Below are 24,826 nucleotides of genomic sequence, written 5' to 3' on the forward strand. Positions count from 1 at the left end.
TATTCTTGTGTCCCGCGCCATGCTTCGATATGCATAACCCAGACGGTTATAGCACCAGCCGCGCTCGAGTTGTGACGCGGCTTCCCGAGGTATTGCGATGGCTCCCAAAATCTTTGTTGCACTGGCTGGAAATATTGGCGCGGGCAAGAGCACCGCAGCGCGCATTTTGGCGCGTCATTACGGCTTCGAACTGTTCCACGAACCGGTTCTCGAGAACCGGTTTTTGAAGTCGTACTACCGCGACATGGGCCGCTGGAGCTTCACGCTGCAGATGGAGTTTCTGCTCAAGCGCATCGAGCACCACATGCTCATCGAGCGCCACCACGGCTCGTGCATCCAAGATCGCACGCTGATCGAAGATCCGGAGATCTTTGCCAAATACCTGCACGGGCTCGGCCACATGACCGACCAAGAGCTCGACCTGTACTTCGACTACTTCAAGCGATTCAACACACAGGTCTCGCAGCCCGACAAGGTGATTTTGCTGCACACCCCCGATGTGAACGTGTTGCTACGAAGGATCGCCCAGCGCGGGCGTGAAGAGGAGAGCGGGATCACCGCCGACTTCTTGAAGGGGCTGAACGGATACTACGATTCGTTCGCCTCGGTCGCGCGGCGAAAGTACGACCTGGATGTGCTCACGATCGACGTCACCGACCGCGACATCCGCGAGGGAGAGGGAAAGGAGCGCTTTTTGCGCGAAGTGCACGCCTTTTTGACCGAAGACCTCCCCGAGTCCAACGAGCTGCCGTTCGCGCTCGTCACGCCCGAAGAAGCCTAGTCGTCACGATTAGAGGGCGTAGCGCAACACGAAAAATCCGATGATGAACAGCGCAGCGATGCCGACAAGCGTGTAAGTAAATCGCTTGTTGGCTTCGGCTTCGTTCTTCTGGCTGCGGTTCTTTGCTTTCCGACGTCGTTTGGCCATGGCTCTAATCTAGAAAACGGTCGATTTTTAGAAAACGGTCGATTTTAGAGAACGGTCAACTCACCGTGGAGAGCGGACACTCTGCCGCTGTCCAAGCTAGACTATCCAATTGGAGCCCTATTGAGCAAGTTGCGCATCAACAGCTTGTTGGCAACTTCTTCGGCGGGTCAGTGCTCCGAGTAGAGGCGTCGAAGAATATCGCTTCGACTGATGATTCCCACCATTCGCTGGCCGTCACATACCGGCATGCGGCCAATATCCTGCTGGGTCATCTGCTCGAGCGCGTCTTCGATGGGCTCGTCTGGGGCGATGACCACGGGATTGTGACTCATATGACTGGCGACGGGCAGGTCAAGTTTGTCTCCTTCGGCCGCACGGTCGATGTCCCGTCGGGAAATGATCCCTTCGAGCTCGCCGTCGCGCAGCACAGGCGCGCCGGTCACATGCCATCGCTCCAACAGTTCGAGCGCCTCGGCCAAGCTGATGTCGCGCGCGATCGTCTCGACCGGCGAACTCATCAGGTCGGACACCCGCGTGGGCTGGAGTTCGGACGTCTCGAGCAACTCCTTGAGCGAGGCGACCACCTCGTCGATCGTTTGCTTCTTGAATGTCGCTGCAGCCGCACCGGCATGCCCGCCGCCGCCCATCTGCGACAAGATCTGACCGACGTTGACGTACGGCACGCGGCTGCGGCCGACGACCTGGACGCGTTTTCCCTTGTCGAATCCGATCACGCCAAAGATGGCGTCATGGCCGCCCAAGCGCATGATATCGTCGACGACTTCGGCCGCCGAGCGCACATAACGACGCGCCTCGCCTTTGGCGATGGCGATGTCGACCGCTTTGACGGTGTACTCCTCGGTGTTGGGCATCATCGACACCAACAACTCCTGCTGCTCGGGGGTGAACCGCTGTTGCATGTAGCGGTTGACGACCGACAACTTTCCACCGGCACGCAGCAGATGCGCGGCCGCTTCGACGTCGCGAGGTGACGTGGCGTCGAACGACAGGCTGCCCGTATCCGCATAAATCCCCAGCAGGGCCACGGTCGCCTCCGCCTCGTTCAGCTCGATCCCCTCTTCGCGAAGACGCTCGCACAGCAGTGTGGCGCAGGCTCCGACGGGCTCGATATGCGTCTCGCCCGCGTCAATATCATGCTCGGTGGCCGGATGGTGGTCCCAGACGACCACGCGTGAGGCCGACTCCAACAGCTCGGAGTACTCGTCGAGGCGGCGGCCGTCGCGCACGTCGACGACGATGACTTCCTCGATCGTCGAGATGTCGATGTCGCTGACGCGTTTGAGGTCGAGCTCGTCTTTGTGGAGGGCTAAAAACCGACGAACGGGCATACTCACGGTGTGGTTACGCAGGCATATAGCGTCTCCGTACAGCCTGCGTGCGAGCACAAGACAGGCAAGTGCGTCGAGGTCGGCATTGGCGTGAGTGATGATTGCGCGCATGTTCTCTCCCTTAGGGCGCCGTGGGACGCGGTTCGTTAACCATTTGTTCGGAGACATACCACACGTTGCCCACCTTTTTCATCGCGAGGGTTTCGTGAGCGATATCGTCGGTGTCCCCGGCCCCCACCAGGTCGACGTAGACCACCGCGCTTGCCTCATCGCCAATGACCTTTTGAATCTCCCAGTCGTCGATGGACCAAACGAAGGTGGGCTGGTCGAGGTGACCGGTCAGATGGCTTTCGAGCACCCGTTGGCCATAACCCGAGCAAGTGGCATCAGGGACTTCACAGACGTAGCGAATGATCTGGATGAGTAGTTGCGACTCTTCGGGGAGGCCCATGACTTCTCGGGGCTCGATCGCTTCGACACGCTGACACTCGGCGTCCGTCTTCACCTTGCGGGCGCGCTCGAGGGCGGCGAGGAACTGGCCCGACGAGCAATATAAGCCGGCGTCGCTGCTCTCTATATGCAGCGCGGCGGCTTGGCTGACGTCCCCATACTTGAGGGCGTCAAGAAACGCATGCGCCCGCTCGGCGGCCGGGTGCGCCGTTGGCTGTTGCTTGCACCCGACAGCGGCAGCGAGTAGGACTAGCGTACAAACGCATATTGAACGGATACGGCACGTCGTCATGGATGAGACCTTACTCTTCAGCCGACGATGGCGACAGGAGACTCCTCACATAAGAAGCAACAATCATGAAAGCAATCCAAGTCCGAGACGACGAACAGCATACACTGGTCTGGGAGGAAGTCGACACGCCCTCCCTTGGCCCTGGTGAGGTGCTCATCAAAGCAGCAGCCACGGCTGTCAACCGCGCCGACTTGTTGCAGCGACGCGGCCTCTACCCGGTTCCTGAAGGAGCAAGCCCCATCATGGGACTCGAAGTCTCGGGCACCATCGCCAAACTCGGCGAAGGGGTAGAAGGCTACCAAATCGGCGACCGCGTCTGTGCGCTGCTCGCCGGCGGTGGATATGCCGAGTACGTCGTGGTGCCTGCCGACATGCTCCTTTCGGTACCCGCCTCCATCGATCTGGTCGAAGCGGCCGCCATTCCGGAGGTGTTCTACACTGCTTTTCTCAACATCTTCTTGGAGGCGAACCAGTCCGAAGGCGAGCGCGTTCTCGTGCACGCCGGTGCATCGGGCGTGGGTACGGCTGCCATCCAGTTATGCCGCGTGTTCGACTCACCGGTCTATGCCACGGCCAGCGCTTCGAAGCTCGACTTCTTGCGCGAGCTCGGCGTCGAGGCCGCCATCGACCGCCATGAAGAGGACTTTGCCGAACGCATCGACGAGCTGACCGACGGTGAAGGGGTCGACATCATCTTGGACCCAGTCGCCGCCGACTACCTCGACCGTAACACCCGCATCCTCAAAAAGTGCGGCCGTTTGGTCATCATCGGCCTTCTGTCGGGCACCAAAGCCGAGTTGTCGCTCAGTCGGCTCTTGATGAAGCGCCTGCGCGTCATCGGCTCGGTATTGCGCTCGCGCTCACCCGAAGAGAAGGTCGAGATCACCTCGCGCTTTCGCCAAGAGGTGTGGCCCTGGTTCGAAAGCGGTGAGTTGTCCCCTGTTATCTACCGAATGCTGCCGATCACGTCGGCCGATGAAGCCCACGACATCCTTCGAAACAACGAAAATGTCGGCAAAGTCGTGCTACGGATAAGCTAACCCAATAGGTTAGCCCGCCATGATCGAGTTGTAGATCAAGAAGAAGACCAGCACCACGCAGAAGAGCACAGCCAAGAGCGCCGCGCCGATCAGTATGGTTTGGCGGCTCGGCCCGCCCTTGCCTGCCTGCATGCTTGATTTGGAACTCTCGCCATCTGCCGAGCTGCCGGCGGCGGTCTCGCGCACGCTGCTCGATTTAGGCACCGAGACGTGCGGCTTGGGGACTTGATTGGTCGGCGGCGTCGCCTGAATCGCCGCGTCGAACGTGGGCGCGGGGCCATCGGCGGCCGACTTCTCGGGAGGTCCGGGCTCGAACGGTGCGTTGCGCAGCGGATCGAGCACATCCCCGCTCACGTTGTCTTTGGGCACGATCACGCTGCGGGCGCCGTGAGTGGTGCCCGAGCGCTTCTGAATCGTCTTGGCCATGCTTCCCAGCCCACCCGAGTCGAGGCTGCCTGCCCCAGATTCACCGGCTTTGGCCAAGATCTGCTCGAACGCCATCAACGCCTCGTCGGCGTCGGCGTAGCGGTCGCCGCGGTCTTTGGCGAGACACTTGTGGATGAACTCCTCGACCCCGTCGGGCACGTTGATGCCCTTTCGAGGGTTGAGGGGCGGGATCTCAGCCTCTTGGTGCAGACGCACCATCTGCTGGGGCACTTGCGCCATGAACGGCAACTGGCGGCAGATCATCTCGTAGAGGATGCAGCCGAGCGCGTAGATGTCGACCTGCGGGCCGATGGTGTCGACTTCACCGCGACATTGTTCCGGGCTCATGTAGGCGGGCGTGCCGAAGAGCGCGCCTGCGCGGGTGTAGCTCTCGGCGTCCGCGCCCAAAAGCTTGGCGATGCCGAAATCGAGCACCTTGACGACGTGCTCACCGGTGTTGAACCGATAGGAGAGCACGATATTTTCGGGCTTGAGGTCGCGGTGGACGATGCCCAATGAATGCGCTTCGCGCAGTGCGCGCAAGATTTGGCGGGTGATCTCGACGATGGCTTCGAACTTGAGCCCGCGGTTGACCGCCTCGCGAAGCGAGACGCCGCCGACGAACTCCATGGCCATGTACAGGTAGTCTTCGTCTTTCCCCATCCCGAAGTCATAGACGGTCACGCAATTGGGATGGGAGAGCTGGCCCAGGACCTTGGCCTCTTGGACAAAGCGCGCTCGCGCCGCCTCCTTCTCTTTGGCCGTGCCCGAGCGTCCGAGGCTTCGCTTCACGAGGGTTTCCGGCCGAAACACCTTCAGCGCCACGTCGCGGTCGACCTGATCTTGCAGCGCCTTGTAGACCTTGCCCATCGAGCCGCGGCCGAGCACGGAGCTGACGATGAACCGGTCGGCGATACGCTGGCCGAGCAGTGCGTCGTCGGAGTACGCCGCGTACTCTTTGTCGTCGACACAATAGTAGCCATCCCCGGTTGGACACGGCGCGAGCAGCGACTCGCATGCGGTCTCGCAATGTGGACAGATGGGCATCCGGTGTGTGCCTCAAAAAAACCTAAATGTATCGATTGAAGCGATTTCCATACGAATTATCGCATACCAAAGCGGGTCTCAACAACAGTCTCCTGCGCCCGTCCCAGACACCGCGTTGACGCTTTTTCGAAGCGCGTGCTAGTGGTGTCGCGGGATAACCCGAAAACACCATTGATTCGAGGAGCAAAAAATGAGCGACATCAAGACCATCGGCGTCATCGGCGCCGGCCAAATGGGCCACGGAATCGCCCAAGTCGCAGCGGTGACCGGCTACGACGTGATCCTGTCCGACATCTCGGAAGATGCTCTCGAAAAAGGCGTCGCCTCGATCGAGAAGAGCCTCGAGCGCTTTGTCTCCAAAGAGAAGATGACCGCCGAGGAGCGCGACGCGGCTCTCGGGCGCATTTCGACGACTACCAGCACTGAAGAGGTCGCCCAGGCTGATTTGGTCGTGGAGGCCGCCACCGAGAACGAGGAGATCAAGTACCAGATCTTCCGCAAGCTCGACGAGCTCGCCCCGGAGCACACGATTCTGGCGACGAACACCTCGAGCATCTCGATTACGCGCATCGCGGCCGAGACCTCGCGCCCCGAGAAAGTCATCGGCATGCACTTCATGAATCCGGTTCCGATCATGAAGCTCGTCGAGGTCATTCGGGGGCTCGCCACCACCGACGAAATCTACGAGACCGTCGCCGCCGTGGCCGAAAAGATGGGCAAAACCACCGTCGAGGCCGAAGACTACCCGGGCTTTATCGTCAACCGCATCCTGATGCCGATGATCAACGAGGCGTGCTTCGCGCTCATGGAAGGCGTGGGCAGCGTCGAAGACATCGACGCGGCGATGAAGCTGGGCACCAACCAGCCGATGGGCCCCTTGACCCTGGCCGATTTCATCGGCCTCGATACTTGCCTGGCGATCATGAACGTTCTGCACGAAGGATTGGGCGACACCAAGTATCGTCCCTGCCCGCTGCTCAAGAAGTACGTCGACGCCGGATGGCTGGGTCGCAAGAGCGGCCGAGGCTTCTACGAATATTGATCGAGGCTGATTAGAACGCGCTTTGAGAGTGCTCCCCTCCCCTGACGAGGGGAGCCTCGATAACCTGAACCGCCCCATTGAGGAGCAGACATGTCCTACGAAACTCTCGAGCTCGACGTGCGCGACGGTGGAATCGCCACGCTGACGATGAACCGGCCCGACCAGCTCAACGCGCTCAACGAGCAGGTCATCGACGACCTGACCGCCGCTGTCGACGAATTGTCTGGTCGCGACGACGTGCGCGTCTTGGTGGTCACCGGCAAAGGCCGCGCCTTCGTGGCCGGCGCTGATATCAAGCAGATGCACGGCTTCGAAGAGGCCGAGGCCAAGGCATTCGCCGACAAGGGCCACGCCGCCATGGACGCGCTGAGCAAGCTGCCCTACCCGGTCATCGCCGCGGTCAACGGCTTTGCGCTCGGCGGAGGCTTGGAGCTGGCGCTCGCCTGCGACCTCATCTACGCCTCGGACAAGGCCCGCCTCGGCCTTCCCGAGGTCGGCTTGGGCATCATCCCCGGGTTCGGCGGCACGCAGCGCCTCGGGCGCACCATCGGCTGGCACCACGCTCGCGAACTCGTCTTCTCGGGCCGCCACGTCAAAGCGGACGAGGCGCTTCGCATGGGCCTTGTCTGCGCCGTCTTCCCGGCCGAGGAGTTCATTGATAAGGTCTACGCGTTGGCCGAGAAGATCGCTGCCAACGGGCCAGTCGCCGTACGCGTGGCCAAGCGCGTGATGCGCGAGGGCTCCGAGTTGCCGCTCGACAAGGCCAACGCCTTGGAGCGCGACTCTTTCGGCGAACTCTTCATGACCGACGATCGCAGCGAAGGCATGCAGGCCTTCCTCGAGAAGCGCGAGGCGAACTTCACCGGGAAATAAGCGGTCCCTCGCCCCCAGACCACGAACCTCCGAGACCCCGGCAGTAACATGGATTTCACGCTCAACGAGACCCAGCGCCTGGTGCGAGACACCGCCCGGCGCTTTGCCCAAACCGAACTTCAGCCCCACGCCGCGCAGCGCGACCTCACCGAGGAGTTTCCGGCCGAGGCGCTGGCTCAGATGGCCGAACTCGGTCTGATGGGCGTCAATATCAGCGGTGAGTATGGTGGCTCTGAAGCCGGAGTGGTTGCCTACAGTCTGGCGATCACCGAAATCGCCCGCGCCGATGCGTCGGTGGGCGTGACCATGGCTGTCAATAACATGGTCGGCGAGGTAATCGAGGCCTTCGGCACCGATGCTCAAAAGGAGCATTATATCCCGAAGCTGACCTCCGGTGAGTTCTCCAGCGGGTCGTTCTGCCTGAGCGAACCCGGAGCGGGCTCCGATCCGGGGGGCATGCGCACGAAGGCGGAGAAGACCGACGACGGTTGGGTCATCAATGGCTCCAAGGCCTGGATCACCTCGGGTGAATTCGCCGGAGTCTTCGTGGTCTGGGCGCGCACCGAAATGGATGACGGCAAGGAGCGCATTTCGGCCTTTTTGGTCGACCCCGACACTGACGGCATCTCGGTGGGCAAGCCCGAGGAGAAGATGGGCCAGCGCGGCTCGAATACCGTCTCGCTGACCTTCGAGGACGTCGCCATTCCCGAAAGCGCCCTCTTGGGCGAACTCGGCGGGGGATTCAAAATCGCCATGGTTGCCCTCGACGGCGGGCGCATCGGCGTGGGGAGCTTGGCGCTCGGTTTGGGCCTGGAGGCCACGAGTCTGGCGCTCGAATATTCTCAGGAGCGCGAGCAATTCGGCCAGCCCATCGGCAACTTCCAAGGAATCCAGTTCAAGCTCGCCGACATGGCCACCGAGCTCGATGCAGCCAGGCTGTTGTGTCTGCGGGCGGCGTGGATGAAGGAGCAAGGCGACTTGCGCTTTACCCGCCAAGCCTCGATGGCCAAGCTGTATGCCACCGAAGCGGCCTGGCGAGCCTGCGACGAAGCCGTCCAGATCTTCGGTGGTTACGGCTACACCAAGGAGTACGCCGTCGAGCGACTCCTGCGAGATAGCCGCGTGACCCGCATCTATGAGGGCACCAACGAAATTCAGCGGGTGGTCATCGCCCGTGACCTGAGCCGAAACGGCCTTTGAGTCTGACGCGAGAGAACGCCATGTCGACTGCACAGCAAAATCGCACGTACCGTATCCTTATTGGTAAACCCGGCCTCGACGGGCACGACCGCGGCGCCAAAGTCATCGCTCGCGCCCTGCGCGATGCCGGCTTCGAGGTCATCTACAGCGGGCTGCACCAGACGCCCGAGATGCTCGTGGCCACCGCGCTTCAAGAAGACGTCGACGCCATTGGCCTATCGATTCTATCGGGAGCGCACAACACGCTGATGCCGCGCGTGGTCGAGCTCCTCGAGGAAAAGGACGCCTCGGATATCTTCGTCTTCGGCGGCGGCATCATCCCCGATGACGACGTCGAGAAACTGAAGTCCAAAGGGGTGCGCGCCATCTTCACGCCGGGAACGCCCACCACCGAAGTGGTTGCATTTCTCGAGCAAGAGTGTGCGCGTCGCTATGAGTGAACCTCTGTATCAGCGCATTTTGGAGGGCGACGTTCGCGCCGCGGGTCGGCTCATGCGCCAGGTCGACGACCAAATCCCGGGCGCACGCCAACAACTCGAGGCGCTCTTCGAGCACACGGGAAACGCCTACATCATCGGGTTTACGGGCAATCCTGGCTCGGGCAAGTCGACATTGGTGAATGCATTTATTCGTGAGTGCCGCGAGCGCGGCCTGAGCGTGGGCGTGGTCGCCGTCGACCCCACCAGTCCGTTTTCGGGCGGTGCGATCTTGGGCGATCGCATTCGCATGCAGGAGCACGCCCTGGACGAAGGAGTGTTCATTCGCTCGGTCGCCACCCGCGGAAACCTCGGCGGCGTCTCGCGGTCGACCCCGGCCCTCGTCCAGATCCTCGACGCGATGGGATTCGACCTCATCATCATCGAGACGGTCGGCGTGGGCCAAGACGAAGTCGACATCGCGCGCATTGCCGACACCAATATCGTGGTGACGGTGCCCGGTCTGGGAGACGACATCCAGGCGACCAAAGCCGGCATCCTCGAGATCGCCGACGTGTTTGTCATCAACAAGTCCGACCACCCGGGGTCCGACCGGTTACGGCGCGAACTCAAGGCGATGCTTAGCCTGGCCGTGGACCGCTCGGACGAGGACTGGACGCCGCCCATCGTCCACACGGTGGCCACCGACGCCGAAGGCCTCACCAAGCTCTTCGAGAAAATCGAAGCCCACCGAGACTGGCTCGAAGGTGCCGGCGCCGACGATTCGCGCGGCGCACGGGACCGCCGGCGCATCGAGCACCTGATTCGGCTGATTGTGTCGGGAGAGCTCGACGCCCGTCTCGATGCAGCGATGGCTGCGCCGACGTGGCAGCGTCACCTCGAGGGGCTCGTCGCGCGGCGCGAGAGCCCCTATGAGGCGGCCGAAGAGCTTATCGCGGCGATCGCTCGGAAGGACTGATCGGGGCGATGCCGTGACCGTTGGTTCGGTGCGGCGCCTCGAAGGTCGGCAAGTACTCCCCTTTGGATGCCTCCACCAGCGTCGACGGCTCGTGCAAGCTGTCGACGAACTGATTCGCCCACCAGTAGACATTATGTGTCTGGACCTCGTGACGCAGACGGCGCATGCGCTTGCGTCGCTCCTTCTCATCCATCATCACCGCCTCGTAGATCGCCTCGGCGGTGCTCACCGTGTCGTAGGGATTGACGAGTAGCGCGTCCTCGTGAAACTCGTCGGCGGCACCGGCGAATTCACTCAGAATCAGCACGCCCGACTCGTCGACTTGGGAGGCGCAGAATTCTTTGGAGACGAGGTTCATGCCGTCGCACAGCGGAGTGACCACGCCCACTGACGCATGTCGATACAGGGCGGTCAACTCGGCGATGTCGACGGTGTTGTACAGATAGTGGATCGGCTGCCACTTCGAGGTGCTGAACCGGCCGTTGATGCGCCCGACGATGCGGTCGATCTCGCGCTTGAGCGCCTGATACTCGGGCACGCTCTCACGGCTGGGCACGACCAACTGGAAGAAGACGACTTCCTCGCACAGATCGGGATGGCGGCTGAGCAACTCCTCGAAAGCATAGAATCGCTCGAGAAGGCCTTTGGTATAGTCGAGCCGGTCGATGCCAAGAAGCATCTTGTAGGGCCCCAACTCCTCACGCATCCGCTCCATGCGGCTTTCGACCTCGCGCGACTGAGCCCGCTCGTTGAAATCATCGAAGTCGATGCTGATGGGGAAGACTCCGACAATGACCTTCTCGCCCTGCACTTCGACGGTGGTCGTGGTGTCACCGTGCACGATATTCGTCTGGGGCATCAGTCGCTCGACGCACTCCAGGAAGTTTCGCTTGTCGCGGCCCGACTGAAAGCCGAGCAGGTCGTAAGCGAGCAACGCGCGCATCAAGTCGGCGCGCCATGGCAGCTTGACGTAGTTTTCCAGCGCCGGAAACGGGATGTGCAGGAAATAGCCGATATTGCCCGGCGAGCCGAACTGGCGAAGTTTCTCGGCCACGCCAATCAGGTGGTAGTCATGCACCCAGATGGGTTGCCCCGGCTCCATCGTATTGGCCAGACCCGCGGCGAACTTCTCGTTGACCTCCACATACTGCTCCCAAAACTCCGGCTTGAAGTCGCAGCGGTTGGGGAAGCCGTGAAAGAGCGGCCACAAGACCGAGTTCGCGAAGCCTCCGTAATAACCTTCGACCTCCTCGGAGGAGAGCATCACCGGTTCGAGCTTGTAGCCCGCCTCTTGGCCAATATCTTCGATGACCTCACGCAGGCTCTGCTCGTACCCTTCCGCCTTCTCCGCGACCATCCCCGGCCAGCCGACCCAGGTGCCACCGCGGCTTTGAAGGATCGGGTTCATCGCCGAGACGAGACCGCCGGAGCCAGGCTTTCCGTTCCATTGACGGTTCTGCTCGTCGAAGTTCATGACGATGGGTAGACGGTTCGAGACGATCGTCAGTTCCTGATTGTCGGGCATTTTCCAGTCCTATCGTTCGCAATTACGGGGCTTGTTCGTCCTTGAACTCGCCGGCCTTGGCGGCCGACTGCGCTCGTCCCGTCACTGCGTCGACCTGCGTCAAAGGACAGGTCACGACGGAAACGCATCAATGATTCAACACGTCGGGCGCCAAGCTAAACAGCAAGAGGCCTGCGACAAGTCTGCACTGCGTCACCACACCGTGGAGGGATGGTCGGTTGTCAAAGCCCGGGCCGTGTCTACGCTTCCATCGCAATTCAGTAAGTATGGAGAGTGGTGCATGTGGGAGAGTCTCGAACAGACCTTCGACGGCGCGATCTATGACGTGTCAGCGACCAGTTGGCTGATCGCAGCGATCGCGCTGGTGGTGACGGTATTCGGCCTGGGGCTGATCAAGCGTCTGCTCGTCGGGCGGCTCGAACAGCTGTCGGACCGGCGCATGTTCTCGGCGCTGTCGGTCGTCGTAAAGATGCTCGAGAAGACGACCTTCGTCTTTTACGTGGCCGTCGGATTGCACGCGGCCGTGCTCTCCCTCGACTTGCCCGAGCGCTTCGAGCGCATGGTCGAAGTGGCGGTGATCGTCACCGTCTTCTTCCAGCTCGGACGCTGGGCCTCCGAGGGGATTTCCCAGACCATCCAGCGGTATCGAGCCACCGAAGACGAGGACCCGGCCGAATCTACGGCCCTGGCCGCCCTTCAATTCATGGCTCGCTTTCTGGTCTGGGTGGGCGTGCTGCTGTTGGTGCTGGACAACTTGGGCTTCGATATCACCGCCCTGGTCGCCAGCCTCGGCATCGGCGGTGTGGCCGTGGCCCTGGCGGTCCAGAATATCCTGGGCGACCTGTTCGCCTCGCTGTCGATCATCGTCGACAAGCCCTTTGTCATCGGTGACTTCATCATCGTGGGCGACTTTATGGGCACGGTCGAAAAGATCGGGCTAAAGACCACGCGGGTGCGCAGCCTCGGCGGTGAGCAGCTCATCTTCTCGAACACCGACCTGCTCAAGAGTCGGGTGCGCAACTACAAGCGCATGGAGGAACGCCGGGTCGTCTTCGAGTTTGGCGTCGTCTATCAAACCGCGACCCGCCAAATTGAGCGCATCCCTCAGATGGTGCGCGAGATCATCGAAGGAGAGGAGCAGACGCGCTTCGATCGCGCCCACTTCAAAGCCTTCGGCGAGTCGGCCTTTCAGTTCGAGGTCGTCTATTACGTGCTCAGCCCCGATTACAACGTCTACATGGACATCCACGAGCGCATCATTTTGGAGATGCTGCGCGGATTTCGCAGCGAGGAGATCCAGTTCGCCTATCCCACCCGCACCGTGCACCTGGAGGGCAAGCTGGGTGGGGCAACCTCGGCCAACCCGACGGCAGTACCTGCATAACCTGCATGAGAAGGAGGCCCGGGCGCTTGTCCGCGCCCATAGGCTGTTTAGCTTCGCCCCTCCGCGCAGTGAAGAGAAGTAGATCGTTTCGAATCAGGCCCTCATCGATGAGACCAGAGGCCATGGAAACCGAACATTCTCAAATGCCACAAGAAGGTCGACGCCGTGCAGTCATCGAGGGGGTCGAGCCGCAAATCGACGGAGGGCGATATCCGGCCAAGCGGGTCATCGGCGATCGAGTCCGCGTCGAAGCCGACGTCTTCGGCGACGGCCACGACGAGCCCTCCTGCGCGTTGTTGTGGCGCCATGAGTCGGAAGACACGTGGCATGAAGAACCGATGGAGTTTGTGGGGAACGACCGCTGGCGAGCTGACTTTCACCTCGAGCAGCTCGGCCGCTACCACTTCACGGTGTCCGGCTGGCTCGACCACTTCAAGACCTGGCGCCACGACCTCGAGAAGCGTGTCGACGCCGGCCAAGAAATCGACGTCGACCTGCGCATCGGCGCCGCCATGGTCGAAGACGCCGCCGAGCGGGCTCGCGCAGGTGGCGTGAAAGATGACGCGGGTGCGCTGTCGGAGCTGGCGGCTCTGCTGGCAGACAGCAGCGTGTCGCAGGACGAGCGGGCCGCCCGCGCGTTGGGACCGGTGCTCCAGGAGCTGATGTCGAACTGGCCCGATCGCGAATTCGCCGAGCGCTACGAGCCCGAACTCACCATCGAGGTCGACCGCAAACGCGCGCGTTTTTCGAGCTGGTACGAGATGTTTCCTCGCTCGGCATCCGCGGAGCCCGGAGAGCACGGCACGTTTCGTGATTGTGAGGACCGGCTTCCCTACATCGCCGAGATGGGGTTCGACGTCGTCTACTTCCCACCGATTCATCCCATCGGTCGCGTGCACCGCAAGGGTAAGAACAACGCCACCGTCGCAGCCGAGGGCGACGTCGGCAGCCCCTGGGCCATCGGCTCGTCCGAAGGCGGTCACAAGGCAGTCCATCCCGACCTGGGCACCCTCGAAGACTTCCGCAGGCTGGTCGAGCGCGCCAAAGAGTTCGACATCGAGATCGCACTCGACATTGCTTTTCAGGCCGCCCCCGATCACCCCTATGTCGAGGAGCATCCCGAGTGGTTCAAGGAGCGTCCCGACGGCACGATTCAGTACGCCGAAAACCCGCCCAAGAAGTACGAGGACATCTACCCGTTCGACTTCGAGACCGACAATTGGCAGGCGCTTTGGGAAGAACTCGAGAGCGTCGTGCGCCACTGGTGTGAACAAGGCGTGCGCGTCTTTCGCGTCGACAACCCCCACACCAAGCCCTTCGCCATGTGGGAGTGGCTCATCGCCAGCATCAAAGAGGACTATCCGGAAGCGATCTTTTTGTCCGAGGCATTCACCCGCCCGAAGGTGATGCAGCGGTTGGCCAAGCTTGGGTTCTCGCAGTCCTATACCTACTTCGCCTGGCGCAACACGAAATGGGAGCTCAGCGAGTATCTGCGCGAGCTTACGCACACGGAGCAAGTCGAGTTCATGCGGCCGAACTTCTGGCCGAACACGCCGGATATTCTGACCGAGTTTCTGCAGACCGGCAAACGCTCCGCGTTCATGATGCGGGTGGCGTTGGCGGCGACGATGACTGCCAATTACGGCATCTATGGGCCGGCCTTCGAGTTGATGGAGCATGTGCCCCGCCACCCCGGAAGCGAGGAGTACCTCGACTCCGAGAAGTACCAGCTTCGCGACTGGGATCTCGACGCCGCCCACAGCCTCAAAGACTATATCGCTCGCCTCAACCGCATTCGAAAAGCCAACCCTGCGTTGCAGCAGAACCGGCACACCGCCTTTCACCGCGCGGAAAACGACTGGGTGTTGGCGTTCAGCAAGCGCACGCGCGACCGCGACAACGTCATCCTGACGGTGGCGAACCTCGACCCGGACCACAAGCAGGCGGCGATGCTCGACCTCGACTTGGCCGAGTTGGGTCTCGCGCCCGACAAAGCTTTCCAGGTTCACGACCTCATCGACGATGCTCGCTACGTGTGGCAGGGCCACCGCAACTATGTCGAGCTCGACCCTCATGTCTCGCCGGTGCACGTCTTCCGCATCGGCCAGAAACTGCGCTCGGAGCGAGATTTTGACTACTACACTTGATGATTTAACGAAGAACCGTTCACCCGAACCCCGAAGTGAGGACCCGAAGTTGGCGCTCGAAAAAAATCCAGAGTGGTACAAAGACGCGATCATTTACGAAGTCCACGTGCGTGCGTTTCACGACAGCAACGGCGACGGCGTTGGCGACTTTCGCGGTCTCACGCGCAAGCTCGACTATCTGCAGGACCTGGGCGTTACCGCCATCTGGTTGCTGCCGTTTTATCCGTCACCACTTCGCGATGACGGCTACGACATCGCCGACTACCGCCAAGTGCATCCGGATTACGGCACGCTCGATGACTTCAAGATGTTCTTGGAGGCCGCCCACGAACGCGGCATCCGAGTCATCACCGAGCTTGTCATCAATCACACCTCCGACCAGCACCCCTGGTTCCAGCGAGCCAGGCGCGCCGAGCCGGGCAGCCCCGAGCGTGACTTTTACGTTTGGAGCGACACGCCCAAGAAGTACGAGGATGCGCGAATCATCTTCCAAGACTTCGAGCACTCCAACTGGGCGTGGGACCCGGTGGGCGAGGCGTATTACTGGCACCGGTTCTACAGCCATCAGCCCGACCTGAACTTCGAGAACCCGGAGGTCAAAGAGGCGATCTTCGACGTGCTCGACTATTGGCTCGACATGGGCGTCGACGGCATGCGATTGGACGCGGTGCCCTACCTGTACGAGGAAGAGGGAACAAACTGCGAGAACCTGCCGCGCACGCACGCGTTCCTGAAGGAGTTGCGCGCCCACGTCGACGAGAAATACGACGACCGCATGTTGTTGGCCGAGGCCAACCAGTGGCCCGAGGACGCCGCCGCCTATTTCGGTGACGGCGACGAGTGCCACATGAACTTTCATTTCCCGGTCATGCCGCGGCTCTACCTGGCGCTCCAGCAGGAAGACCGCTTTCCCATCGTCGATATCATGGAGCAGACGCCCGAGATTCCGGACAACTCGCAGTGGGCCATCTTTTTGAGAAACCACGACGAGTTGACCCTCGAGATGGTCACCGACGAGGAGCGCGACTTCATGTATCGGGCCTACGCTCGTGAAGCCCGCGCTCGGGTCAACCTGGGCATTCGCCGTCGGCTTGCGCCACTGCTGGAGAATAGCCGCAGGCGCATCGAGTTGATGAACGCGCTGCTCCTGGCTCTGCCCGGCACGCCGGTCATCTACTACGGCGACGAGATCGGCATGGGCGACAATATCTTTCTGGGAGACCGCAACGGTGTGCGTACGCCCATGCAGTGGAGCGGCGACCGCAACGCCGGATTCTCGCGGGCCAACCCCCAGCAGCTCTATCTGCCCGCCATCATCGACCCGGAGTACCACTACGAGGCGGTCAACGTCGAAGTCCAGCAGTCCAACCCGAGTTCGCTGCTGTGGTGGACCAAGCGCCTGCTCTCGCTGCGAAAGCGTTACAAAGCGTTCGCCCGCGGGGAGACTCGCTTTTTGCGCCCGGAGAACCGCAAGGTGTTGGTGCTCTTGCGTGAGTTCGAAGACGAGCGAATGCTGGTGGTCGCCAACCTGTCGCGCTTCTCACAATACGCCGAGCTCGATCTGTCCGAATTCGAGGGCATGGTTCCGGTGGAATTGTTCGGACGCACGCTCTTCCCGCCAATCGGCGACCTGCCCTACTTCCTGACTCTGGGCCCGAACGCGGTGTACTGGTTCTCTTTGGAGAAACACGACGAGGCCAAGCAAGGCTGGGCGATCGAGGAAGCCGCCGAGCCGGTCAAGATGACCATGAGCGACGCGCGTGGGCTCGATGACCTGCTCGAAGGCCGCGCTCGGGAGCGCGTAGAGGGTGCGCTGGCGGACTTCCTGCGCCGACAGCGCTGGTTCCAGAGCAAGGGAGCCTATATCCGCGACGTCAACTTCCGCGAGTTCATTCCGGTCGCCCTCGAAGAGCGCACCGTGTACCTGAGCTTGATCGACGTGGAGACGATCCAGCACCAGGCGGACACCTACGTGGTGCCCCTGGCCCTGGCCACGGGCGATGGTGCCAACGACGCCGTCCAGCGAGGCTATCCGATCGTCGCGCGCATCCGCTTCGACCAACTCGGAGAGGAAGGTGTGCTCTACGACGCGATTGCCGACCGTGAGTTCACCCGAGCTCTCTTCGAAAGCATGCGCGGTCAACAGAGCCAGGCTGGACGCGCCGGACGCATGTCCGCATCGACCACGTCGGTGTTTGGAGAGCTCAGCGAGCAGGACGACGAAACCCTCGAGCCGCGGATCATCCAGAGTGAACAGACCAACACCTCGGTGGTGTATGGGAATCGGTTCATCTTCAAGCTCTTCCGCAAGCTGGAGCCGGGCGAAAACCTCGACGCGGAGATCGGTCGCTTCCTGACCGAGCAAAACTTCGAACACGCGCCGAGACTGGCGGGGCTGGTCGACTATCGACCGCAAACCGAGCCGCCGATGACCCTGGGCATCCTCCAGGAGTTTATCGACAACGAAGGAGACGCGTGGGACTACACCCTCGACGAGCTCGATCGCTTCTACGAGCGTGTGCTGACGAGAGCGCATCCGGAGTCCCAGCAACCCGAAGGTGCCGAGTCGTTGAGCGACGCCCGTGGGGAGGAACTCGACGAACTCATTGGTAGCTACATCGATGCAGCCCGCCTGCTCGGCCGGCGCACTGCTGAGATGCACCGGGCATTGGCGTCGGGCCCCCGAGAGGCCGATTTCGCCCCCGAGTCGTTCTCGAAGCTGTACCAGCGCTCGTTGTACCAATCGATGCGCAATCTGACCGGGCGCGTCTTCGACGATCTCGGGCGCAATATCGCGCTCGTCCCCGAAGGCTTGCGCGAGCAGGCCGAGCGGGTCATCGAGAAGCGCGACACCTTCCATCGCCCGTTCTATGGGTTGATCGACTCGCGCGTGGACGCGGTGCGTATTCGCACCCACGGTGACTACCACCTCGGCCAGGTGCTCTACACCGGAAAAGACTTCGTGATCACCGACTTCGAGGGGGAGCCGGCGCGACCCATGAGCGAGCGACGCATCAAACGCTCGGGCCTCAAAGACGTCGCGGGCATGATCCGCTCGTTCCACTATGCGGCCTATTTCGCCCTGTCGGACCACACGCACCAAGACCTCGCGTCGGTGCGGGAGGCGCCGATGGAAGATTGGGCCGAGTCTTGGTTCGACCGTGTACGTACCGCCTACGTCGACTCCTATCTGGACGAAGTAAAGGGAACCAATTTGATTCCCGCCGACAAGGGTCTGTTCCAGCGGCTGCTCAAGGCCTACGAACTCGAAAAAGCGGTCTACGAGTTGGGCTACGAGATCAACAACCGGCCCAATTGGGTTGCCCTGCCGTTGACCTCGTTGATGCAGTACCTCGATCGCCAGTGAACCAACCTACGAAGCGCAAGAGACAACCATGACCACGCCGACCGGCGAGGAACGGCCGCAGCCCCAGGAGGCGCACCAGCCTCCTGCGGGCGACGAGCCAGTTCGTTACGACTACACCCGTTTGAGTGATCAGGACCGGTACCTGTTCAACGAGGGCACCCATTTTGGCCTGCACAACAAGCTCGGCTCTCATACCGTCGAGGTCGATGGCGAGTTGGGGACGTATTTTGGCGTCTGGGCGCCCGACGCCGAGCGAATCAGCGTCATTGGAGACTTTAACGGGTGGAACCCCGACAGCCACCCACTTCGCCAGCGCGAAGCCACGGGGCTTTGGGAGGGATTTATCCCCGGAGTCACATCCGGCACCAAGTACAAGTACCACATCAAGTCGCGCTACCGCGGCTATGAGGTCGAAAAGGCCGATCCATTCGCGTTCCACCACGAGACGCCCCCAAAGACGGCTTCGGTGGTCTGGGAGCTCGATTACGAGTGGGGGGACGAGGCATGGATGGAGCACCGACAGCAGGCCAATCGCGCCGAGGCTCCCACCTCCATCTACGAGGTTCATTTGGGCTCTTGGATGCGAGCCCCCGACGATGGCGACCGCTTCCTGAGCTACCGCGAGCTTGCCCCGAAGCTTGCCGACTATGTCGAGGAGATGGGCTTCACGCACGTGGAGTTGATGCCGGTGATGGAACACCCCTTCTATGGCTCCTGGGGCTACCAGATCACCGGCTACTTTGCGCCGTCGAGCCGCTACGGAACACCCCAAGACTTCATGTACTTGGTCGACCACCTCCACCAGCGCGGCATCGGTGTGATCTTGGATTGGGTGCCGTCGCACTTCCCCGGCGACGAGCATGGGTTGGCCTATTTCGACGGCACGAGCTTGTTCGAGCACGCCGATGAGCGAAAGGGTTTTCACCCCGACTGGAAGAGCTACATCTTCAACTACGGCCGCAACGAGGTGCGCGCCTTTTTGGCCAGCAATGCGATGTACTGGCTCGAAAAATTCCATATCGACGGATTGCGCGTCGATGCGGTCGCCTCGATGCTCTACCTCGATTACTCGCGCAAGCCGGGCGAATGGGTCCCCAACAAATACGGGGGGCGCGAGAACATCGAAGCGGTCGACTTTCTGCGCTTTTTCAACGAGAAGGTCTACGAGCGCTTCCCCGACGTGCAGACCATCGCCGAGGAGTCGACCGCCTGGCCGATGGTCTCCCGGCCGACCTACACCGGAGGCCTGGGCTTTGGCATGAAGTGGGACATGGGCTGGATGCACGATACGCTCGAGTACATGAGCGAGAATCCGGTGCACCGCAAGTACTACCACAACGATCTGACCTTTCGCGGCATCTATGCGTTCAACGAGAATTTCGTCTTGCCGCTGTCCCACGACGAAGTGGTCCACGGCAAAGGTTCTCTGCTCGAAAAGATGCCCGGCGACGATTGGCAGCAATTTGCCAACTTGCGCCTGCTCTTTGCCTACATGTACGCGCAACCCGGAAAGAAGTTGCTGTTCATGGGGGGAGAATTTGGCCAGCGCGCCGAGTGGAACCACGACCGGAGCCTCGACTGGCATCTACTCGAGCACGACTCGCACGAGGGCGTGCGCCGGTTGGTGCGCGACTTGAACCACGCCTACCGAGACGAGCCGGCGCTGCATCGCCACGACTTCGAGCCGAATGGCTTCCAGTGGATCGACACCCACGACACCGAGCAGAGTGTGCTTAGCTTCTTGCGCTGGGGTGATGATCCAGAAGACGTCGTCGCCTGCGTGTTTAACTTTACTCCCGTACCCAGACAAAACTACCGCATCGGCGTCCCCTTCAAGGGGACTTGGTCGGAGCGGATCAACACGGATGCCCAGCAGTACTGGGGCAGTGGCGTGGGCAATTGGGGCGAGGTCGAAGCTGCCCCCATTGCCTACCACGGCCATGCGCATTCGTTGATGCTGACATTGCCGCCGTTGGGCGCACTCTACTTGCGTCCAAACGAGGTCTCGTGATGCAACCAATCATCGAAGGCAAGCCGCTGCTAGGCGCTACGTACCTCGGCGAGGAGCGCACGCGTTTTCTCGTCTGGGCGCCGTTTCGCCAGCAGGTCGAGGTGCACCTGGTTGCTCCCGAAGAGCGAATCGTGGCGATGGACGCCGTCGGCGGCGGCTACTTTCGGGCGGTCATTGACGGCGTCGAGCCCGGCGCGAAGTATCTGTACCGGCTCGACGGTGATGTCGAACGCCCCGACCCGGCCTCGCGTCTGCAGCCCGAGAGCGTCCATGGGCCATCTGCCGTGGTCGCTCGCGATATGGACTGGGAGAGCCCGCCTTTCGGGGGCCTGCCTTTGCGCGACTACGTCATCTACGAACTTCACGTCGGAACGTTCACCGAGGAGGGGACCTTCGACGCGGCGATCGAGAAGCTCGACCACCTGGTGCAACTCGGCGTCACAGCCGTCGAGGTGATGCCCGTGGCCGAGTTTCCCGGCCATCGCAACTGGGGCTATGACGGTGTCCATCCGTTCGCCGTCGAGACGAGCTATGGCGGCCCGCAGAGCTTGAAGTCGTTCATACGTGCGTGCCACGAGCGAGACTTGGCGGTTGTGCTCGACGTCGTCTACAACCACCTCGGCCCCGAGGGAAACTACCTGCACGACTACGGGCCCTATTTCACCGACAAATATCAGACCCCGTGGGGCATGGCGGTCAACTTCGACGGTGATGGCAGCGACGAGGTGCGCCGCTATTTTCTGCAGAACGCCGCCCAGTGGATCGACGAGTTTCACGTCGACGCGCTTCGTCTAGACGCGGTTCACGCCATCTACGATGACACACCGCTGACGTTCCTCGAGGAGCTACGCATAATGGTGGCCGAGCGAGAGCGCCGCCATAACCGACGCATTCATCTCATCGCCGAGACCCATGCGAATGACCCACGATTGGTCGCGTCCCCCGAACGCGGCGGTATTGGTATGGACAGCCACTGGTCCGACGACTTTCACCATGCCGTCCACACCCTCATCACCGGCGAAGAGCAAGATTATTACTGTGACTACGGCTCGCTGGAGCATCTGACACGCTGCCTGCGCGATGGATACAGCTATACCGGTCAACACTCGAAATTTCGCGGCCGCCGGCACGGACTGCCGCCCCGAGGCATTCGCGGCGAGCGTTTCGTGGTGTGTGTGCAGAACCACGACCAGGTGGGCAATCGGCCGCAGGGCCGTCGCCTCTCGGAACTCGCCTCTTTCGAACAGCAAAAGCTCGCGGCCTGCGCCCTTCTCTGCTCGCCCTTCGTGCCGCTACTTTTCATGGGCGAGGAATACGGCGAGTTGGCGCGGTTTCCGTACTTCATCAGCCATGGCGATCCCGACCTCGTCGAGGCCGTGCGAGAGGGGCGACGCGCGGAGTTCCCATCGCTGACCGCAGGCGAAGAGCCGCCCGATCCGGCGAGCGAAGAGACTTTTCGGTCCGCCAAACTCGATTGGAGCCGCCCCCATCAGACCCCGCACAGCCGCCTGTTGGCGCTGTATCGCGAGCTGATTCGGCTGCGCAAAAACCTCGAGCCACTCCGTCAGCTCCGGCGCGAACAGTCGGAGGTTTCGAGCTTTGCGGATGCGCGGGCCCTGGCGATTCGACGCTGGTATGCAGGTGGTGAAGCCCTTATCCTGTTGAACTTCGGAGAGGATCGCGCCACCGTCGAGCTCGAACTCCCTTCGGCGACCTGGCAAAAGCGCTTGGAGACTTGCTCCGAGCACTGGAACGGTCCCGGTGAACGCCTGCCTAAACGACTCACAAGCGAATCCGATGAGCTGACGCGCCTGGAGATGGCGGGCCACTCTGCTGCGTTGTACGACGCTCTTCCCGTTGTCGAGGACTGAAGATGGAACGGTTCATATGTGTGCACGGCCATTTTTATCAACCACCGCGTGAGAACCCGTGGCTCGAGGCGATCGAGCTTCAGGAGTCGGCCCAGCCGTACCACGACTGGAACGCGCGCATCACCGACGAGTGCTATGCGACCAACGCCGCTTCGCGCATTCTCGACGACCAAGAGAAGATCGTCGAAATCGTCAACAACTACGGCGAGATAAGCTTCAACTTCGGCCCGACCCTGCTGGCGTGGCTCGAGGAGCACAATCACAACGTCTACGAGGCAATCTTACAGGCCGACCGTATCAGTCAGGAGCGTTACTCCGGGCACGGCTCGGCGCTGGCGCAGGCCTACAATCACATCATCATGCCGCTGGCGAATACGCGCGACCGGCGCACCCAGGTGATATGGGGCGTGCGCGACTTCGAGCGACGTTTTGGCAGGCCCCCAGAGGGGATGTGGCTGCCGGAGACGGCGGTCGACATCGACACGCTCGAGGCGCTCGCCGAACAGGGCATCGCCTTCACGATCCTCGCGCCGCATCAGGCCGAGCGAATCCGGCCCTTGGGCAATGAGAAGGCCAAGTGGAAGGATGTGTCGAATGCGAGCATCGACCCCAAGCGAGCTTACCTGCAGAAGCTGCCCTCGGGACGCGAGATCAACCTGTTTTTCTACGACGGGCCGATCTCGCGAAGCATTGCCTTCGAGCAACTGCTGCATCAGGGCGACCAACTCGCCAACCGGCTCATGGGCGCCTTCGATCCCAAGGGGACCGACGTCCAGCTCGTGCATATTGCCACCGACGGCGAGACCTATGGCCACCACCATCGCCATGGGGACATGGCGCTGGCCTTTGCGCTTCGACGGCTCGACCGCGACGAGTCGGTGCGATTGACCAACTATGGCGAATTTCTCGAGATGCATCCGCCGGAGTGGGAGGTCGACATCAACGAAGGCAGCTCGTGGAGTTGTGCGCACGGTGTGGGCCGTTGGGCGGAGGACTGCGGTTGCCGCACCGGAGGACGTGCTGATTGGACTCAAGCGTGGCGCGAGCCGCTTCGGGGCGCGCTCAATTGGCTGCGCGATCAGGTCTCGGTGCGCTACGAGCGGGCCGCCAAGGAACTCTTCGAGAGCCCGTGGGATGCGCGCAATCATTACATCGAAGTCATTCACGACCGCTCACCCGAGAATATCGACCGTTTTCTGAACGAGCACGCCGTCCACAAGCTTGGCGCCGAGGAGACCAGCCGCGCACTCAAGCTCCTCGAGTTGCAACGCCACGCGATGTTGATGTTTACCAGCTGCGGCTGGTTCTTCAGCGAACTGTCGGGCATCGAGACCGTCCAGGTGATCCAATACGCCGGACGTGTTGTCCAATTGGCTCAAGACCTGTTCGACGCCAATGTCCGCTCGGGCTTTTTGGAGCGTCTCGAGAAGGCCAAGAGCAATATCCCCGAGCACCATCATGGCCGACGGATTTACGAAAAATTCGTCGACGCCTCGGTGATTGATCTGGAGCGCGTGGGCGCGCACTACGCCATCAGTTCCCTGTTCGACACCCACCAGACCCCGGCGCACATCTATTCGTACCTGGTCGAGGATCGTGAGCGTAAACTGTACGAGACGGGCGAGATTCGCCTGGTCATCGGCCACTCGCGGGTCACCTCCGAGGTCACTCGCGAGTCGGACGAGTTTATGTACGCTGCGCTGCACCTGGGCGGGCACAACGTCACCGGAGGCATTCAGCCATATTCGGGAGGAAAGCGTGTCGACGCGCTCATCGCCGAAGCCGAAGCGCTGTTCCAGCGCGCCGAGACGCCGGCGCTGGTGCGTTTGCTCGACCGCACCTTTGGAGGAAAGTCATTTTCGTTGAGGTCCCTGTTCCGCGACGAGCAGCACAAGGTCATGCAGACCATCTTGGGCTCGGCCATCGAAGAGGCGGAGTCGGCCTACCAGCAGGTCTACCGGCGTCAGGCGCCGCTCCTGCGCTTTTTGGCTGACCTGGAAGTCGCACAGCCGCGATCGTTTCAGGTCGCCGCCGAGATCGTGCTGAACCGACAGCTCGAGGAGGTCTTTCAGTCCGAGGAACCCGACCCGGAGCGGCTCCGTGCGCTTTTGGACGAGGTGGTCACCGGACAGATTGGCATCGAAGAGGAGTCGCTCGGATATGTGATCAACGAGCGGCTTGTTTCACTGGCATCCAAGCTTGGCGAAGACCCATATAGTCTCCAAATCCTCGAGCGACTGCACACCGTGGCCACCATGGCGCGTGAGGTGCCATTCGAGGTCAATTTCTGGGAGGCTCAGAACACCTATTTCGATGTCTTGAACACGGAGTATCCGGCCCAAAAGGAACTCGCGCAGCAGGGGGACAAAGCTGCCGTCGAGTGGGTGAGCACCTTTGAGGCGCTCGCTCAGCCACTGAGCGTGGCGATCCAGGCCGACGAAGGAGGCTAATCGAGCATCTCCTCTCAGGGGGCACCAAC

At 61.6% G+C, this 24,826-nt stretch carries 18 protein-coding genes; 13 read left to right on the forward strand and 5 right to left on the reverse strand.

The genetic code is table 11. The features are described 5' to 3' along the window. Positions 1-97: 97 nt before the first annotated feature. The gene (locus FIV42_RS29240) at positions 98-781 is read left to right on the forward strand and encodes a deoxynucleoside kinase (RefSeq protein ID WP_141201125.1); all 684 of its coding nucleotides are present in this window, start codon (positions 98-100) and stop codon (positions 779-781) included. Between the two features lie 9 nt (positions 782-790). Here FIV42_RS29240 and FIV42_RS30460 read toward each other — a convergent pair whose 3' ends face one another. From FIV42_RS30460 to FIV42_RS29250, 3 genes are all read right to left on the reverse strand, one after another. After that, positions 791-928 carry a hypothetical protein gene (locus FIV42_RS30460; protein WP_168211022.1) on the reverse strand — a complete coding sequence of 46 codons (138 nt, stop codon included), beginning with the start codon at positions 926-928 and terminating at the stop codon, positions 791-793. A 167-nt stretch (positions 929-1,095) separates the two neighbouring features. Then, entirely contained in the window at positions 1,096-2,388 is a 1,293-nt protein-coding gene (locus FIV42_RS29245; protein WP_168211023.1) for a CBS domain-containing protein, read from the reverse strand. A gap of 10 nt (positions 2,389-2,398) precedes the next feature. Then, on the reverse strand, positions 2,399-2,782 hold the full coding sequence (locus FIV42_RS29250; protein ID WP_141201127.1) for a hypothetical protein: 384 nt from the start codon (positions 2,780-2,782) through the stop codon (positions 2,399-2,401). A 302-nt stretch (positions 2,783-3,084) separates the two neighbouring features. On the opposite strand from FIV42_RS29250, the gene FIV42_RS29255 reads away from it, so the two are divergent. Further along, on the forward strand, positions 3,085-4,059 hold the full coding sequence (locus FIV42_RS29255; RefSeq protein ID WP_141201128.1) for an NAD(P)H-quinone oxidoreductase: 975 nt from the start codon (positions 3,085-3,087) through the stop codon (positions 4,057-4,059). A 9-nt stretch (positions 4,060-4,068) separates the two neighbouring features. Here FIV42_RS29255 and FIV42_RS29260 read toward each other — a convergent pair whose 3' ends face one another. Then, on the reverse strand, positions 4,069-5,532 hold the full coding sequence (locus FIV42_RS29260; protein ID WP_141201129.1) for a serine/threonine protein kinase: 1,464 nt from the start codon (positions 5,530-5,532) through the stop codon (positions 4,069-4,071). A gap of 190 nt (positions 5,533-5,722) precedes the next feature. Between FIV42_RS29260 and FIV42_RS29265 the strand changes: the two genes are divergently transcribed. The 5 genes from FIV42_RS29265 to meaB all read left to right on the forward strand — a co-directional run bounded on the left by FIV42_RS29265 (position 5,723) and on the right by meaB (position 10,042). Continuing rightward, entirely contained in the window at positions 5,723-6,574 is an 852-nt protein-coding gene (locus FIV42_RS29265; protein ID WP_141201130.1) for a 3-hydroxybutyryl-CoA dehydrogenase, read from the forward strand. A 90-nt stretch (positions 6,575-6,664) separates the two neighbouring features. Next, positions 6,665-7,447 (forward strand): enoyl-CoA hydratase/isomerase family protein, encoded by a 783-nt coding sequence (locus FIV42_RS29270; RefSeq protein WP_141201131.1) that lies wholly within the window; start codon positions 6,665-6,667, stop codon positions 7,445-7,447. 48 nt (positions 7,448-7,495) lie between these two features. Next, positions 7,496-8,647: an acyl-CoA dehydrogenase family protein gene (locus FIV42_RS29275; RefSeq protein ID WP_141201132.1), complete on the forward strand. Its 1,152-nt coding sequence runs from the start codon at positions 7,496-7,498 to the stop codon at positions 8,645-8,647. A 20-nt stretch (positions 8,648-8,667) separates the two neighbouring features. Continuing rightward, positions 8,668-9,087, forward strand: a complete 420-nt coding sequence (locus FIV42_RS29280; RefSeq protein ID WP_141201133.1) for a cobalamin B12-binding domain-containing protein — start codon at positions 8,668-8,670, stop codon at positions 9,085-9,087. After that, on the forward strand, positions 9,080-10,042 hold the full coding sequence (gene meaB, locus FIV42_RS29285) for a methylmalonyl Co-A mutase-associated GTPase MeaB (RefSeq protein ID WP_141201134.1): 963 nt from the start codon (positions 9,080-9,082) through the stop codon (positions 10,040-10,042). Before FIV42_RS29280 ends, meaB begins: the two co-directional genes overlap by 8 nt. On the opposite strand, the gene FIV42_RS29290 is transcribed toward meaB, so the two are convergent. After that, positions 10,014-11,567: an alpha,alpha-trehalose-phosphate synthase (UDP-forming) gene (locus tag FIV42_RS29290; protein ID WP_141201135.1), complete on the reverse strand. Its 1,554-nt coding sequence runs from the start codon at positions 11,565-11,567 to the stop codon at positions 10,014-10,016. The two genes, meaB and FIV42_RS29290, sit on opposite strands and share 29 nt — an antisense overlap. 280 nt (positions 11,568-11,847) lie before the next feature. Between FIV42_RS29290 and FIV42_RS29295 the strand changes: the two genes are divergently transcribed. The 6 genes from FIV42_RS29295 to FIV42_RS29320 all read left to right on the forward strand — a co-directional run bounded on the left by FIV42_RS29295 (position 11,848) and on the right by FIV42_RS29320 (position 24,797). Beyond that, positions 11,848-12,951 carry a mechanosensitive ion channel family protein gene (locus FIV42_RS29295; RefSeq protein ID WP_168211024.1) on the forward strand — a complete coding sequence of 368 codons (1,104 nt, stop codon included), beginning with the start codon at positions 11,848-11,850 and terminating at the stop codon, positions 12,949-12,951. Positions 12,952-13,094: 143 nt separating this feature from the next. After that, entirely contained in the window at positions 13,095-15,098 is a 2,004-nt protein-coding gene (locus tag FIV42_RS29300) for an alpha-1,4-glucan--maltose-1-phosphate maltosyltransferase (protein WP_222615341.1), read from the forward strand. 49 nt (positions 15,099-15,147) lie between these two features. Continuing rightward, positions 15,148-18,465, forward strand: coding sequence for a maltose alpha-D-glucosyltransferase (gene treS / locus FIV42_RS29305; protein WP_222615342.1), 3,318 nt, complete (start codon positions 15,148-15,150; stop codon positions 18,463-18,465). Positions 18,466-18,493: 28 nt separating this feature from the next. Further along, entirely contained in the window at positions 18,494-20,476 is a 1,983-nt protein-coding gene (gene glgB, locus FIV42_RS29310; protein ID WP_141201139.1) for a 1,4-alpha-glucan branching protein GlgB, read from the forward strand. Continuing rightward, complete coding sequence (gene treZ / locus FIV42_RS29315; protein WP_141201140.1) at positions 20,476-22,347, forward strand: malto-oligosyltrehalose trehalohydrolase; 1,872 nt, start codon at positions 20,476-20,478, stop codon at positions 22,345-22,347. The genes glgB and treZ overlap by 1 nt, the downstream gene beginning before the upstream one ends. A 2-nt stretch (positions 22,348-22,349) precedes the next feature. Further along, positions 22,350-24,797 (forward strand): DUF3536 domain-containing protein, encoded by a 2,448-nt coding sequence (locus tag FIV42_RS29320; protein WP_141201141.1) that lies wholly within the window; start codon positions 22,350-22,352, stop codon positions 24,795-24,797. Positions 24,798-24,826: the final 29 nt, after the last annotated feature.

The sequence above is a fragment of the Persicimonas caeni genome, assembly GCF_006517175.1.
Taxonomy (GTDB): Bacteria; Myxococcota_A; Bradymonadia; order Bradymonadales; family Bradymonadaceae; genus Persicimonas; species Persicimonas caeni.